The sequence below is a fragment of the Escherichia sp. MOD1-EC6021 genome (assembly GCF_002965245.1).
GTDB lineage: Bacteria > Pseudomonadota > Gammaproteobacteria > Enterobacterales > Enterobacteriaceae > Escherichia > Escherichia coli_F.
The window spans coordinates 431920-446198 of the sequence record NZ_PTRU01000001.1; the positions used below are offsets into that span (position 1 = coordinate 431920).

Here is a 14279-nt window from a genome sequence, read left to right on the forward strand (position 1 = left end):
GGAGAACGCATGCCATTTAAAACACTCTCCCGACGCACCTTCCTGACGGCAAGCTCGGCGCTTGCCTTCCTCCATACCCCTTTCGCTCGCGCACTTCCCGCCCGACAAAGCGTTAACATTAACGACTACAACCCACACGACTGGATCGCCTCATTTAAACAAGCCTTCAGCGAAGGGCGAACGGTCGTCGTGCCTGCCGGATTGGTTTGTGACAATATCAACACCGGCATCTTCATTCCTCCCGGCAAAACGTTACACATCCTTGGAAGCCTGCGCGGCAATGGCAGAGGGCGATTTGTCTTACAGGACGGCAGCCAGGTGACAGGGGAGGAGGGCGGCAGTATGCATAACATCACCCTGGATGTGCGTGGCTCTGACTGCACCATCAAAGGGCTGACGATGAGCGGCTTTGGTCCGGTAACGCAGATTTATATCGGCGGCAAAAACAAACGAGTAATGCGTAACCTCTCCATCGATAACCTGACCGTTAGCCACGCTAATTACGCCATCTTACGCCAGGGATTTCATAACCAGATTATCGGTGCCAACATCACCAACTGTAAATTTAGTGATTTACAGGGCGACGCCATTGAATGGAACGTGGCGATTAACGACCGTGATATTTTGATATCTGACCATGTCATCGAGCGCATCAACTGTACCAACGGCAAAATCAACTGGGGTATCGGCATAGGCCTTGCGGGAAGTACCTACGATAATAACTACCCGGAAGACCAGGCAGTGAAAAACTTTGTCGTGGCGAATATCACGGGATCGGATTGTCGGCAGTTGATCCATGTTGAAAATGGTAAACATTTTGTTATTCGTAATATCAAAGCCCGCAATATCACGCCGGATTTCAGTAAGAAAGCGGGCATTGATAACGCCACGGTCGCTATTTACGGTTGTGACAATTTCGTGATTGATAATATTGAAATGATTAATAGCGCCGGGATGTTAATCGGGTATGGAGTAATTACAGGCAAATATCTCTCGATACCGCAAAATTTCCGAGTGAATAATATTCAACTGGATAATACCCACCTTGCTTACAAATTGCGCGGTATCCAAATCTCTGCCGGGAATGCCGTCTCCTTTGTGGCACTGACTAACATTGAGGTGAAGCGTGCGTCGCTGGAGTTACACAACAAACCGCAACATCTTTTTATGCGTAATATCAAAGTGATGCAGGAATCCTCTGTTGGACCCGCATTGAGCATGAACTTCGACATGCGCAAAGACGTACGAGGTGTCTTTATGGCGAAAAAAGAAACACTGCTGTCACTTGCAAATGTTCATGCGGTGAATGAGAAAGGACAAAGCTCCGTCGATATCGACAGGGTTAATCACCATATTGTTAATGTGGAAAAGATTAACTTTAGATTGCCGGAACGGAGGGAGTAGATTTGCGACCATTCCTGGAAAAATGGAGCCATACTTAGGAACAATGCTACTGCAATCCACAACGAAGCGGCGTAACATCACAAGTAATTCAGTAATCAATTCAGGGTAATTGATGCTGGCGAAAAAAATCGAACAAGCTATAATTCAGCAACCATTTTACAGGTGGATGAAATAATGACGAATTTAAAAGCAGTTATTCCTGTAGCGGGTCTTGGGATGCATATGTTGCCTGCCACTAAGGCGATTCCCAAAGAGATGCTACCGATCGTAGACAAGCCAATGATTCAGTACATCGTTGACGAGATTGTGGCTGCAGGGATCAAAGAAATCCTCCTGGTAACTCACGCTTCCAAGAACGCGGTCGAAAACCACTTCGACACCTCTTATGAATTAGAATCTCTCCTTGAGCAGCGCGTGAAGCGTCAACTGCTGGCGGAAGTACAGTCCATTTGCCCGCCGGGCGTGACTATTATGAACGTGCGTCAGGGCGAACCTTTAGGTTTGGGCCACTCCATTTTATGTGCACGACCTGCCATTGGTGACAACCCATTTGTCGTGGTGCTGCCAGACGTTGTGATCGACGACGCCAGCGCCGACCCGCTGCGCTACAACCTTGCTGCCATGATTGCACGCTTCAACGAAACGGGCCGCAGCCAGGTGCTGGCAAAACGTATGCCGGGCGATCTCTCTGAATACTCTGTCATCCAGACCAAAGAACCGCTGGATCGCGAAGGTAAAGTCAGCCGCATTGTTGAATTTATCGAAAAACCGGATCAGCCACAAACGCTGGACTCAGACATCATGGCCGTTGGTCGCTATGTACTTTCTGCCGATATTTGGCCGGAACTGGAACGCACGCAGCCTGGTGCATGGGGACGTATTCAGCTGACTGATGCCATCGCTGAACTGGCGAAAAAACAGTCCGTTGATGCCATGCTGATGACAGGTGACAGCTACGACTGCGGTAAAAAAATGGGGTATATGCAGGCATTTGTGAAGTATGGACTACGCAACCTGAAAGAAGGGGCGAAGTTCCGTAAAGGGATTGAGAAGCTGTTAAGCGAATAATGAAAATCTAACCGAATGTAACGGTTGATAAGAAAATTGTAACGGCAGTGAAGATTCGTGGCGAAAGTAATTGTTGCGAATATTCCTGCCGTTGTTTTATATAAACAATCAGAATAACAACGAGTTAGCAATAGGATTTTAGTCAAAGTTTTCCAGGATTTTCCTTGTTTCCAGAGCGGATTGGTAAGACAATTAGCGTTTGAATTTTTCGGGTTTAGCGCGAGTGGGTAACGCTCGTCACATCGTAGACATGCATGCAGTACTCTGGTAGCTGTAAAGCCAGGGGCGGTAGCGTGCATAATTGAAATGTACATCAAATTTTATGGTTTTTCTCTAATGGAAAATATAACCATTTACGATTATGTGATTGTAAATAACGGTCTATTTAATAAAGATGCTGTAATCGTTTTTTTTATAATATTTTATTTGTTTGGTTGTCTTATTAATATTGTATCCAATTATGTTAGCTGTATTTATGTTCTATTGGTACTAATACCATTATCACTATTATTCGCATTAAATGGACCTGATAAAGCATCGTATTTGTCTTTATATAATGCAATAGATACAGTGAGCGATGTTTTTAAATATTACAATACAATAGATTCTCCATTATACTATATAACAATGGTCTTATTTAAAAATATAGGGCTTACATTTTACAGTTTTATGGTAGTGCAAAATTTAATTATATCATTTTCATTATCATATCTAATTTATAAATATAAATGGGGGTATCACATAGCAATGTGGCTATATTTTACCCATCTACTCGTACCATTTTCGGTTCGTGGACATTTGGTCATAATTACCATTTTATTTGCAAATAGAAGTGTGGTATCTAAAATTATAAGTTCGTTAGGATTAGTGGCGATTCATCCACTAATATCTGCATTACCAATCACTTATCAATTGCGTGGCTTGATAAGAGGTAAACGTAGTATTCTAATAATCGTGCTAACGATATGTGCGCTAGTATTTTCATCATCCTATTTGATTAGCAAGTATACTAGTTATGCTATAAACGGTGATGAGTATGTTAAAAACGCGGGGTTATCACTAATATATATAGTTGATGCAATAGAGTTATTGCTATTTTGGTCAATAATTAGACCAATAGCTTTAATCGATAAGTTATTTTTACTTTTCCCGGTCGTATTAAGTTTTGGTACAATAATAATCCCAATGCTTGGTCGATTTTCATATGCATGTGATTTGGTGTATATTTTAATTTTAATTAATAACGCAAATAGGCTAAAAAATAAAAAGACACTTTTTATGTGTTTATCACTTATTGCATTAATCCGATTTGTTAAAAATTATTATTCAATTGAGTATTTTATATTATGATGCTTTTTTTTAAAAACCCCAAAAATAAAAAATCAACTGGTATTCTATATCTCCAGACGTTATTACATGAAAGGTTATCAAATGTAAGAGTGATAACATCAACGATAATGATTATTAAACGTTATTTCAATATAATGAAATCTACAGAGGTAGCAATTTTTCTTCCCTTTACTTTCTCTTGCATATTTGCAAAAAAAAATGATTTGGTAATAATGCCTGATGACTCAATTCGATCAATAACCAGCGTTTCAAAAGTGAGGTATGAAAATAAAAAAATTTTAAAATGGCTATTTCAGAATATCAGGTTAATTATAACTAAGAATATAATATCTTTAAAAAAAGACGTGGTCTATTTAACCGTCTCTAAAGACGATCAGTGGTCATTGCAATCAAAATTCCCAAAGCATAAAATTGTCTATATTCCTCATCCTATACAATCTGCAAGTAATAAAGAAGATGTGTTGGATAGATGCGAAAATATAAGTACTATATGTTTTATGAATTTACAGGAACATTATTCTGTTAATCCAAGTACTTTTATTCGGCCTAAAACAAAAGTTAATCTGAATGATTTGCATAATAAAGTTAATATTATTTTTCATGGTTCTTATTCTCAAGCTTGGTACGGGAAGTATATGTATTATTATGGGAAAGCAAATTGCAAAGCAGTAAGGTATGTCGAGGATTTCGAACAGTTCTATAATAATATAGATCTAATCATCTTGCCATTAGCAGCTGGCGCGGGAATTAAGAATATCGTTTTAAATTCAGTATACAGGAATAAACTTATTTTAGGTACCGAAGAGGCATTTTCAGGAATACCTAAGGAATTTACAAGAAAATTAATTATTGATTCGAATGATGACATCTTAACAAAAATTAACTCAGAAGTAGAGTGTTTAGCTATTAAGGAAAGTTGTAATATTTTACGTGACTATCTAGTCGTTGAACACACAGAAAAAGCTTTTATGGATACAATTTTTAAAAACATAATTTAAAGAGCAAATATGTCTATTATAAGATTACAAGGCGGACTTGGAAATCAACTTTTTCAGTTCTCATTTGGATATGCGCTTTCCAAAATTAATGGGACACCATTGTATTTTGATATAAGTCATTATGCTGAAAATGATGATCATGGTGGTTACAGGCTAAACAATCTCCAAATTCCAGAGGAATATTTACAGTATTACACACCAAAAATTAATAATATTTATAAATTATTGGTTCGTGGGTCAAGATTATATCCTGACATCTTTCTTTTTTTAGGTTTTTGCAATGAATTTCATGCCTATGGTTATGATTTTGAATATATAGCGCAAAAATGGAAATCCAAAAAATATATAGGGTATTGGCAATCTGAACACTTTTTCCATAAACATATATTAGATCTAAAAGAATTTTTTATTCCAAAGAATGTGTCTGAACAAGCAAATTTACTTGCAGCGAAAATTCTTGAATCTCAATCATCACTTTCTATTCATATAAGAAGAGGAGATTATATAAAAAACAAAACAGCTACTTTAACTCATGGCGTTTGTTCGTTAGAGTATTACAAAAAAGCTTTAAATAAAATACGCGATTTGGCAATGATACGTGACGTATTTATTTTCAGTGATGATATTTTTTGGTGTAAAGAAAATATCGAAACATTACTCAGTAAAAAATATAATATATATTATTCAGAAGATTTATCACAAGAAGAAGATTTATGGTTAATGAGCTTAGCTAACCATCATATTATAGCGAATAGTAGTTTTAGTTGGTGGGGGGCTTATTTAGGTTCATCAGCGTCACAGATTGTTATTTATCCTACTCCTTGGTACGATATAACTCCAAAAAATACTTATATCCCCATAGTCAATCACTGGATAAACGTGGATAAACATAGCTCGTGTTAGGGATAGATTATAAAGGAGTTTGTAGTGGAGAGACCATATTTTTCGTTTTTATTATGCGTTAACAAAGATGAAGGTTTTCTCAATGATGCTCTTGAGAGTATTATAAACCAAGACTATTCTTATGAATATGAAATTATTGTTATTGCAAATAATTGTGATGATAATCTATGGGCATATTTGAACTCCGTTGAGAGTGACAAATTGAAAATACATCGTACCAATATTGGGCAGTTAGCTTTTAATTTAAACTATGGAGCAAATATTGCTAGAGGGGAGTATATTGTTAGGATGGATGCCGATGATGTATCCACCCCGAATCGATTAAAGATTCTTGAGGCGGCTATTCAAGAAAATAACTATCCAGATGTAATAGGAACTTCAGTTTATTTTATAAGTGAGACAGGTAGAATCATAAAGAAATATGTTCCTCCTTTAGGAGAGGTAAAAAGTGCTCTCATTAAAAATCCATTCGTTCACCCAACTGTGGCCATCAAAAAAGTGTCATTATTTAAAATTGGGGGCTATCTTGGTGGATTTCAGTCAGAAGATAATGATTTATGGATTCGGATGCTTAGAGCGCATGAATTTAAGTTAGTAAATATTGATTCTGTAACATTATTTTATAGAATAAACGATCATCAAACTCGTGGTCGAGTTCTACCATATGCAGAAGTTGCGTCTTATGCGTTGAGAGAGTTTCTTTTAAAAAAGAGAATAAAATATTTTGCGGCGCTACTTATCAATATTGGAAAGGCGCTTATACTTCCAAAAAGATAAGGTATGAAACTTATGAAAATAATGCATACGGTATTAAATACATTTACTGCAAAGAAGTTTGTTGAGCCGCTTTTAGATAATGTTAATGAGCAACACAATAAAGAAAAAATAATTCATAAAATTTTGATTGATCCTGTTAATGGTGATGAGCGTTTTTTAAAAGAACTTCATGTACAATATGAAATAAAAAAATTTGATATAGATTATTTATTTATCAAACATATAATTGAGCTTTATTTCTATTTTAGAAAAGAAAGACCAGATATAGTTATAGCCCATATGTCAAGAGGGGCTATTCTACCGTTAATTTCTGCTTTTATAGCCCGAGTACCCAAACGTATATATTTTAATCATGGGGTGCCATATATTGGTTATAAGAACCTTCCTAGGATGTGTTTTAAATTACTTGAAAAGCTAAATTGTTTTTTTTCTAACCAAGTATTAACTGTTTCTCAAGGTATGATTGAGCCTTTAACCGCTATAACTAAAAAGCCAGTATCAATACTTGGGCCTGGCTCTGCTTGTGGTATTGACCACAATGAGTTTCAAAGAAAGTCAAAATATGATATAGAAAATATAAAACAGCAATACGCTGCATCAGATACTTTCATCTTTACCTTCGTAGGAAGGCCGGTTGCACGAAAAGGGTTTGATATAACGCTGAAAGCGTTTACTAAGGCATTTAGTGGTGCAGATAATGTAATTCTTTTATTAGCAGGGGCAACTTCGGAAGATATTTTTCGCGTATTAGGAAGTAAACCTAATAATATCAAACCATTAGGTTTTATAATGGATTTAGATAACGTATATTTAGCTACAGATGTAGTTGTCGTACCAAGTGAGCATGAGGGTTTTTGCTACGCACTTTTAGAAGGAGCTGCAAGAGAGTGCGCTCTCATTTGTAGCGATATCCCTGGGCCTGACGCAATTGTTATTAATAAAAGAAATGGGATTTTAATAACCCCTAAAAATATTGATAGCCTTATGGTTAGTATGTCTGAATTATTTAATGATAGAGAAATGACAAAAAAATATGGAGAACAAGCATATATGATAGCTTCCGAATTTGAACGAAAAAAAATCATGTTATATTATAGTTACTACATAAGAAGTTTATTTATTGAACAAAGGTGATTTTTAAATGTAATTATCCGTATACAACTAATACTGATATAATTTTTTGTTTAATCTCATTAGCAGGTATTTTATGAAAAAGAAAGCTCTGATTACTGGAATTACTGGACAAGATGGTTCTTATCTGGCCGAATTTTTATTAGATAAAGGTTATGAAGTTCATGGCATAAAAAGAAGAGCCTCTCTTTTTAACACTAATAGAATTGATCATATTTATCAGGATCTACATCATGAGAAACAAAGTTTTTTTCTTCATTACGGTGATCTTACCGATTCGTTGAATATAGTTAGATTGGTACAAGAAATACAACCTGATGAAATTTATAACTTAGGGGCACAATCGCACGTAGCAGTATCATTTGAATCACCAGAATATACAGCCGATGTTGACGCAATTGGTACGTTACGATTGTTAGAAGCTATTCGTATATGTGGGCTTGAGAAAAAAACTCGTTTTTATCAAGCCTCTACCTCGGAATTATATGGGTTAGTGCAAGAAATACCTCAAAAGGAGACTACACCATTTTATCCAAGGTCACCTTATGCAGTAGCTAAGATGTATGCATATTGGATTACAGTCAATTATAGAGAATCTTATGGGATATATGCTTGTAATGGAATTTTATTTAATCATGAATCACCTCGCCGTGGTGAAACATTTGTAACAAGAAAAATCACCCGAGCATTAGCAAATATTGCGTACGGATTAGAGCCATGTTTGTATTTAGGCAATATGGATGCTTTGCGCGATTGGGGGCATGCAAAAGATTATGTAAGAATGCAATGGTTAATGTTACAACAAGAAACACCTGATGATTTCGTAATAGCTACGGGCAAGCAGATCTCTGTAAGAGAGTTTGTGAGAATGGCTGCTGCTAATTTAGGTATTGAGCTTGAATTTATTGGTTGTGGTTTGAAAGAAGTAGGAGTTGTGAAAGCAATTCATGGAAATGAAGCTCCTTCGGTTAAAATTGGCGATGTTATTGTTCAAGTGGATCCTCGTTATTTTCGACCTGCCGAAGTTGAAACTTTGCTCGGTTATCCTGAAAAAGCCAAAATAAAACTAGGGTGGGAACCTGAAATAACGATCGAAGAAATGTGTAAGGAAATGATAAGAAATGATCTTAACATAGCAAAGCAACATTCTCTGTTAAAGTTAAATGGGTATGATGTGTCCTTGTCAGTGGAGAAATAATGAAATGAAAATGAAAAAAATATATATTGCAGGGCATAGAGGGATGGTTGGTTCTGCAATCAAACGTCAGTTAATGATGAATAGTTCTGTTGAGTTAATTTTTCGTAGTAGTCACGAACTTGACTTGATGAACCAAGATGCTGTCCAAAATTTTTTTAATACAGAAAGGATCGATGAAGTCTATTTAGCAGCTGCTAAAGTTGGTGGGATATATGCGAATAATAAATATCCAGCTGACTTTATATATAATAATATACTCATACAAGCCAATGTAATCAATTCAGCTCATAGAGCTGGGGTTCAAAAATTATTATTTTTAGGCTCATCATGTATCTATCCTAAATTTGCAGAACAACCTATAAAAGAAGAATCCCTACTTTGTGGTTCATTAGAACCTACAAATGAACCTTATGCGATTGCGAAAATAACAGGGATTAAGTTGTGTGAGTCTTATAATAGACAATATGGTCGTGATTATAGGAGCGTTATGCCTACAAATCTTTATGGGCCTAATGACAATTTTCATCATGAAAATTCACATGTATTACCTGCCTTAATACGGCGTTTCCACGAAGCAAAGATTAATAATCTTCCAGAGGTCAGTGTTTGGGGTTCTGGCAATGCGTTACGAGAATTTCTTCATGTAGATGATATGGCAGCTGCATCCATATATATAATGAATTTACCTAATGAACGTTATAAAGAATATACTAAACCAGAGTGCTCACACATAAATGTTGGTTCTGGTAAAGATTATTCAATTCGGCAATTGGCAGAAATGGTTGCGGAAATTACTAATTATAAAGGAAATATTTACTTTGATAGTACTAAACCTGATGGAACACCTCGTAAATTAATGAGCAATGAACGATTGAGTAAACTAGGCTGGTCACCCAAAATCGAGTTATATGATGGAGTAAAAAATACTTACCAGTGGTTTTTGAATAATATAGAAAATATAAGAAAATAAAAACCTTACATAAAAAATTATGGGTAGGTCCTCCTGGAAGAAATATTTTATAAATGACATTTATATTTGTACAGAGGTTATAGTAGATGCTTTTTCCGATAATTATGGCTGGTGGCACCGGTAGTCGACTTTGGCCACTGTCTCGAGAGTCTTTTCCAAAGCAATATCTAAAACTTTATGGTGACATGACAATGTTACAATCTACAATTGCGAGATTAAATACATTAGATTGTTCGACCCCATTAGTCATTTGTAATGAAGAGCATAGATTCATCGTTGCGGAACAGTTAAAGAAAATTAATAAATTAGATAAGAATATTCTGCTTGAACCACAAGGTAAAAATACGGCCCCAGCAATAACCTTGTGTGCGTTTGCTGCTTTAAAATATGCAAAAAATGATGAGGATCCATTACTACTTGTATTGGCTGCTGATCATGTAATAGGAAACATATCTTCTTTTACTAAGTCAGTTAAAAGTGCATTACCGCATGCTCATGCTGGCAAGCTTGTAACATTTGGTATAATACCTACAACACCTGAAACTGGTTATGGATATATTCACCGAGGAGAAAAATTTAATGATGCGTACAAAGTTTCATCTTTTACAGAAAAGCCTGATATTTATCGTGCGCAAGAATTTTTAAAAACAGGTGAATATTATTGGAACAGTGGTATGTTCCTATTTAGCGCTAAACGACTGCTTGCAGAGATGGAAAAGTATCGCCCAGATATTTTTTCTGCATGTGAACAAGCTTTTTTATCGCCATCTAATGATCTAGATTTTATTCGTGTGGATCGTGATAAGTTTTCGTTATGTCCTAGTGAGTCAATTGACTATGCTGTGATGGAGAATACGGATGATGCCATCGTTGTACCTATGGATGCAGAATGGTCTGATGTTGGTTCGTGGTCTTCATTATGGGATATTTCAGATAAGGATGTAAATGGGAATGCTGTTAGTGGTGATTTGATTAGTTTTAACTCTTATAATAACTTTATTAAAGCTGAAGATAAACTAGTTGCTTTGGTTGGCGTTAATGATTTAGTCTTGGTGCATACGGATGATGCTATATTAGTGTCAAGCAAATATGAAGTGCAAAATGTAAAAAAAATAGTTGAAGTCCTTAACCAAAACGGCAGAGATGAGTCAAAAAAACATAAAGAAGTATATCGGCCTTGGGGTGAATATCATTATATTACGGAGGCAGAGAAATACAACGTTAGACGCGTACTAATTAATCCAGGTCAAAAAATCTCAACGCAAACACACAACCATAGATCAGAGCACTGGGTTATAGTTTCAGGAATAGCAAAAATTACAATTAATAACGATATAAATATAATTAAAGAAAATGAATCTATTTATATACCTCCCGGTACTATGCATACCATAGAAAACTCAGAAATGTTTCCATTAGAAATAATTGAAATTCAAACCGGTCAATTATTAACTGAAGATGACGTTATTCGTCCTTAAACTTTAATGTAAAAGAGAAATGAATATTTGTAATTATAAGTAGTTATTAAGCTAATTTTAATGAGGTTTTATGAGCAAGAAATTTAATACTTTATCTATCATCAGGAATAGTGGCGTTGCCTTTGGTACCAGTGGTGCTCGAGGCCTCGTTACAGAATTCACCCCCGAAGTATGCGGAGCTTTTTCTCATGCTTTTATTAACGTAATGAAGCAAAAGTACAAGTTTCATGGAGTCGCATTAGCAATTGATAATCGCCCTAGTAGTTACTCTATAGCTCAAGCATGTGCATCTGTGATTGCGCAATACGGCTTAAAGGTAAATTATTACGGTGTTATCCCAACACCGGCATTAGCTTATAAGGCACTGGAGGATAAAATACCGTGTATAATGGTAACGGGTAGTCACATACCACATGATCGTAATGGATTAAAGTTTTATAGCCCAATTGGCGAGATCACTAAGGAAGATGAAATTCGCATTAAAGATGTTTCTATAGATTTTACATTGGACTCATCCATACCAAATTTATATCCGTGTCCTGACGCAGCTAGTTGTTATTTTAAAAGATACATTGACTTTTTTCCTGAAGGAATTTTAAAAGGTAAAAGAGTTGGCTTTTACGAGCATTCAAGTGCTGGGCGTGACTTATACATTCCTATTTTTGAAAAGTTAGGAGCAGAGATAGTTCCCATCGGTAGAAGTGATAAATTTATCCCAATAGATACAGAAGCTGTTGGTCATGATCTTGTTATTCAGGCAAAAAAATGGGCGTTAGAATATAAATTAGATGCTATTTTTAGTACTGATGGCGATGGCGATCGCCCAATGTTAAGTGATGAGAATGGAAAATGGTTGCGAGGAGATATACTTGGACTGTTATGTGCTGAAACATTGAATATAAAATCTATTGCGATTCCAATTAGTTGTAACTCCTTAATAATGCAACGTAATTGTTTTGAAGAAGTTGTTTTAACAAAAATTGGTTCGCCTTACGTATTAGATGCTTTTTCTTCTTTAAAAGATAAATATCATAATTATGCAGGTTTTGAGGCTAATGGTGGTTTTATATTAGGTTCGGATATAACAGTTGATAATAGAAAGATCAAAGCCTTACCTACACGAGATGCATTACTCCCTATATTAGTTTTACTTTCTGCAAATAAAAAAATTTCAAGCATGGTACATAGCTTACCAAGTAGATTTACTTATTCTGACCGAATTGCTAATTTTCTTCCAGAAAAAAGAGATAGGTTATTTACAATATGTAAAAATAATCCACATACAATAGTTGATCTTTTGGGAGAGAATGAGGCGGGCATTGAAGTTAAAGATATAAATAATTTAGACGGTTATAGATTTACACTAAATAATAATGTCATCATTCATCTAAGATCTTCCGGAAATGCTCCAGAGTTGAGATGTTATTGTGAGGCTGACAGTGAGTTTTGTGCTCAAAAATATGTGGAGAGAATTTTAAGTTCGGTTGCTTGCCTTATAAAAATAAATTAATATTTTAAGGTTGTTTAGTTTTTAGTGCAGTTTCACCTTTTCATGACTGCACTATCATTTTATATCAAAACTTAACAAGCTAGACAGCAAGGTTGACGAGGCAATGCAGAATAATAAACGCGTTGTATTTATGAATGTGTCTCTAAATATAATGCAGCAACTGATTAATACGGTATATACCTTTATCATCCCCCCATTAATTATTATAAATTATGGTTCGGATATAAATGGTTTGATTTCTTCTGTTAAACAATGCCTTGTATATTTAGCTCTCGTAGAGGCTGGTGTTGGAGGGGCAGCTATTGTAGCACTATTCAAACCATTGTCAGAAGGGGATCGTGTGCTACAAAGTCAGATCATATCGGAGGCTAAATATTTTTACTCAAAAATTGGTGTTGTATTTATTATTTTACTTTTATTATTTTCAATAATATACGCACAAATAATTTCTGACCAAATTAACATCAATCTAGCAATTAGTCTTTTTGTTATTATGGGGCTAATAAATGCGGTGGATTTTTTATTAATATCAAAGTATCAGGTTTTTCTTACTGCTGATAATAAATTATATGTAACTTCGGCTACAAAAATATTAACAATCATATTAGATATGGGGTGTGCTTATATTCTGATAACTGAAGGTATTAATATTATTTTGGTGCAAATTTGCTCCGTGTTTATCTATATGATTAGATATGTTATTTATTATTTTTATTTTCTGAAAAAATACAGTTATATATCATTTGATCTAAAAAATAAAACTGCATTGCTTCATCAGAAATCAGCAGTTTTAATTCATCAGATATCAGGAGCATTAGTTTTCAATAGCCCAATGATATTGATTACTATTTTTCTTAACCTAAAGGCAGTAAGTATATATTCTATTTATATGCTTATATTTATGGCCATTAAGGTTTTTTTATCGACCATTACCAATGGTATGCAATCCGTATTCGGCCGTATGATTGTTAATGAAAACTTTAATGCTGTAAGAGAATATTTTTCAAAGTTTGAAATTTTATATTTTTCATGTTTGGGATGGTTCTATTCATGTGCTTTGATTTTATCGTATGATTTTATATATTTATATACTTTAAAATTTAACGATCCTGATTATGTTCAAACTATATTGATTTATCTTTTTGTTATTATAGGTATAGCTGATAACATTCGCGTCCCAGGAATGACATTAATAGCGGCTAAAGGTCACTATGAACAAACAAAATACAGATCTATTATTGAGGCTTTATTAAATATCGTTTTTTCAATAGTTTTTATTAAAATATATGGACTTCCTGGTGTATTGCTAGGTTCCATTATCTCTTATTCATACAGGACAATAGATATTATTTATTATAGTAGCAATAAAATTTTAAAACAATCGATAATATTTAAAATGATTATGTTATTTTTTTTGGTTTTTTTCATTTTGGGTAATTATTTTGTCGTTGAAAGTTTGAAAATGCCATTTTTTATAAATGATTTTTTTAAA

General features: G+C 34.9%; 12 protein-coding genes. All 12 read left to right on the forward strand.

Going from position 1 to position 14279, the window contains the following annotated elements; all coding sequences use genetic code 11:
- Positions 1-9: 9 nt before the first annotated feature.
- Complete coding sequence (gene wcaM, locus BEB54_RS02080; RefSeq protein ID WP_021554468.1) at positions 10-1404, forward strand: colanic acid biosynthesis protein WcaM; 1395 nt, start codon at positions 10-12, stop codon at positions 1402-1404.
- 174 nt (positions 1405-1578) lie between these two features.
- Positions 1579-2472 carry a UTP--glucose-1-phosphate uridylyltransferase GalF gene (gene galF / locus BEB54_RS02085; RefSeq protein WP_000183060.1) on the forward strand — a complete coding sequence of 298 codons (894 nt, stop codon included), beginning with the start codon at positions 1579-1581 and terminating at the stop codon, positions 2470-2472.
- 306 nt (positions 2473-2778) lie between these two features.
- The gene (gene wzy, locus BEB54_RS02095) at positions 2779-3822 is read left to right on the forward strand and encodes an O126 family O-antigen polymerase (RefSeq protein ID WP_158642091.1); all 1044 of its coding nucleotides are present in this window, start codon (positions 2779-2781) and stop codon (positions 3820-3822) included.
- Positions 3819-4820 (forward strand): hypothetical protein, encoded by a 1002-nt coding sequence (locus BEB54_RS02100; protein ID WP_021554466.1) that lies wholly within the window; start codon positions 3819-3821, stop codon positions 4818-4820. Before wzy ends, BEB54_RS02100 begins: the two co-directional genes overlap by 4 nt.
- A 9-nt stretch (positions 4821-4829) precedes the next feature.
- A complete protein-coding gene (locus BEB54_RS02105) occupies positions 4830-5723 on the forward strand; it encodes an alpha-1,2-fucosyltransferase (protein WP_021554465.1) in 894 nt (297 codons plus the stop codon).
- Between the two features lie 24 nt (positions 5724-5747).
- Positions 5748-6500: a glycosyltransferase gene (locus BEB54_RS02110; RefSeq protein WP_021554464.1), complete on the forward strand. Its 753-nt coding sequence runs from the start codon at positions 5748-5750 to the stop codon at positions 6498-6500.
- A 3-nt stretch (positions 6501-6503) separates the two neighbouring features.
- Positions 6504-7634, forward strand: a complete 1131-nt coding sequence (locus tag BEB54_RS02115) for a glycosyltransferase family 4 protein (protein WP_236943370.1) — start codon at positions 6504-6506, stop codon at positions 7632-7634.
- Between the two features lie 73 nt (positions 7635-7707).
- Positions 7708-8829: a GDP-mannose 4,6-dehydratase gene (gene gmd, locus BEB54_RS02120; protein WP_000725796.1), complete on the forward strand. Its 1122-nt coding sequence runs from the start codon at positions 7708-7710 to the stop codon at positions 8827-8829.
- 4 nt (positions 8830-8833) lie between these two features.
- Positions 8834-9799: a GDP-L-fucose synthase gene (gene fcl / locus BEB54_RS02125; protein ID WP_021554462.1), complete on the forward strand. Its 966-nt coding sequence runs from the start codon at positions 8834-8836 to the stop codon at positions 9797-9799.
- Between the two features lie 86 nt (positions 9800-9885).
- Positions 9886-11277 (forward strand): mannose-1-phosphate guanylyltransferase/mannose-6-phosphate isomerase, encoded by a 1392-nt coding sequence (locus BEB54_RS02130; protein WP_021554461.1) that lies wholly within the window; start codon positions 9886-9888, stop codon positions 11275-11277.
- A gap of 70 nt (positions 11278-11347) precedes the next feature.
- A complete protein-coding gene (locus tag BEB54_RS02135; protein WP_021554460.1) occupies positions 11348-12787 on the forward strand; it encodes a phosphomannomutase in 1440 nt (479 codons plus the stop codon).
- A 103-nt stretch (positions 12788-12890) separates the two neighbouring features.
- A partial coding sequence (gene wzx, locus BEB54_RS02140) for an O126 family O-antigen flippase (protein ID WP_105282121.1) occupies positions 12891-14279 on the forward strand: 1389 nt, incomplete at its 3' end.